Origin of the sequence: Streptomyces phytophilus (assembly GCF_013870535.1) — a bacterium.
Taxonomy (GTDB): domain Bacteria; phylum Actinomycetota; class Actinomycetes; order Streptomycetales; family Streptomycetaceae; genus Streptomyces; species Streptomyces phytophilus.
Genome location: NZ_JACBXC010001079.1, coordinates 1 through 2,104 on the forward strand (window position 1 = coordinate 1; position 2,104 = coordinate 2,104).

Here is a 2,104-nt window from a genome sequence, read left to right on the forward strand (position 1 = left end):
CGATGACCATCAGCGGCCGGAAGGGCCTGATCCGCTCCGTCACCAGCGTGACGAGCCAGGCGCCGGCCGCCCACAGCAGCAGCGTGAGCAGCGGCCCGCCGACCGCGTTGCCGTCGAAGTACAGCACCCGGCGCAGCAGCGAGACCGCGCTGCCCGTGGGCAGGTACTCCGAGACGGCGCCGTAGAAGGCGGGTTGGAAGTGCGGGTCGACGACGCCGCCGGAGGAGGCGAGGCCGAGCGGGAGGACGACCAGCGCGCCGACGGCGATGCCGAGCGCGCCCAGGAGCGCCTGGCAGGCGGCGACGATGCCGACGACGGTCAGCGACAGCAGGGTGGCGATGCCCAGCAGTTCGAGGAAGTGGCCCTCCAGGGTGCCGGTGACGGGTCCGGCGAAGAGGGCTCCGGCCGCGCCGGCGACGACCGCGTAGCAGACGCAGGACAGCCATCGCCTGGCGGCTCCCACGTGCGCGGCGGCAAGGCTGAGGACGAGTTGGAAGATCAGCGCGCCGATGGTGAGGGCGACGCACAGCAGCACGGCGCTGACGCCGCGGGAGTCGTTCCCGGGCAGCGGGGCGACGTCGTCCACCTGCTGCGGGGTGCCGAGTTGCTCGGTCAGCTGCTCGTACGCCGTGGTGGCCGCGGTCGTCGGGGCGTCGCCGGCGGCGCTCGCGATGAGCAGACCGGGCGGCTGCTTCGGCGACGGCCCGATGACGATGGCGCCGAGCACGTCCTGCTCGCGCAGGGCGGCGCGGGCCTCGGCCTCGTCCGCGTACCGCTTGACCTCGAACGCGTCGGGGGCGGCGGTGGCGAGCCGCGCCTCGACCTGCTGGACGGCAGGGCCGGGACCGGCCAGGCCGAGGGGCATGTCGGTGGGGGCGGGGCTGCGCAGTCCGGGGATCATCAGCCCGGCGAAGGCGAGGACGAGGAAGAGCCCGAGTACGGCCGGGACGACGAGCACGCCGTAGGTGCCGGAGCGGCCCGTTTCCGGGGGCGGTCCGGTCGGTGCCGGGGCCGGCGCTGCGCCGTGGGGGGACCCTGCGGCCGGTGTGGTCACGATCTGCTCCCTGTCACTCGCAAACAGAACACTTCTGTTCAACGGATGTTGAGGATCCAGAATGACGCGGCTTCGGCCCCGTCCGCAACTCCCCCGGGACGCCGGCGCATTGCCGCGGTGAAAGGGCCGGTCAACCGTCTTTTGGCGGGAATTTAGGTGGTGGCAGCAATCTGTCGGCACGCGTCTGGTGCGCAACTTCCGTACGGGAGTCACCATCAGGCCCTTGACACCACCCTTTCCGCCGTCGCCGAATGATCGAATGTCCTTGATGCACGGAAGACTGCTGGCCGTCAGCGACCTGCACGTCGCCTACGAAGAGAACCGCGACATCACCGCCGGGCTGCGCCCGACCGCGGCCGATGACTGGCTGATCGTCGCCGGCGACGTGGGCGAGCGCGTCTCGGACATCGAATGGACCCTCGGGCTGCTCGCCGAGCGGTTCGCCAAGGTCGTCTGGGTACCGGGCAACCACGAACTGTGGACGCACCCCGACGACCCGGTGACGCTGCGCGGCGAGGAGCGCTACCGGCACCTGGTCGAACTCTGCCGCGGCCTGGGCGTCGTGACCCCCGAGGACCCGTATCCCGTCTGGCGCGGCGAGGGCGGCCCGGTGACCATCGCGCCGCTGTTCGTGCTCTACGACTACTCCTTCCGCATGCCGGGCGTGGCGACCAAGGAGGAGTCGCTGCGCCTGGCCCACGAGGCCGGAGTCGTCTGCACCGACGAGTACTTCCTGCACCCCGACCCGCACGCCTCGCGGGACGCCTGGTGCCGGGAGCGGGTGGCCCTGACCGAGCGGCGGCTCGCGGACGTCGACCCCGCGCACCCCACGGTGCTGGTCAACCACTGGCCGCTGGTGCGGCAGCCGACCGACATCCTGCGCTATCCGGAGTTCGCGCAGTGGTGCGGTACGACGCTGACCGCCGACTGGCACCGCCGCTTCCGCGCCGCCGCCGTCGTCTACGGCCACCTGCACATCCCCCGGGTCACCTGGTACGACGGCGTCAAGTTCAGCGAGGTCTCCCTCGGCTACCCGCGGGAGTGGAAGCG

At 72.0% G+C, this 2,104-nt stretch carries 2 protein-coding genes; one reads left to right on the forward strand and one right to left on the reverse strand.

The window, feature by feature from the left end; all coding sequences use genetic code 11:
* Nucleotides 1–1,054 (reverse strand): ABC-2 transporter permease (locus tag H5J30_RS29240; RefSeq protein WP_181790282.1); only part of this gene is annotated, 1,054 nt, incomplete at its 3' end.
* Nucleotides 1,055–1,322: 268 nt separating this feature from the next.
* On the opposite strand from H5J30_RS29240, the gene H5J30_RS29245 reads away from it, so the two are divergent.
* A partial coding sequence (locus tag H5J30_RS29245) for a metallophosphoesterase family protein (protein WP_374101036.1) occupies nt 1,323–2,104 on the forward strand: 782 nt, incomplete at its 3' end.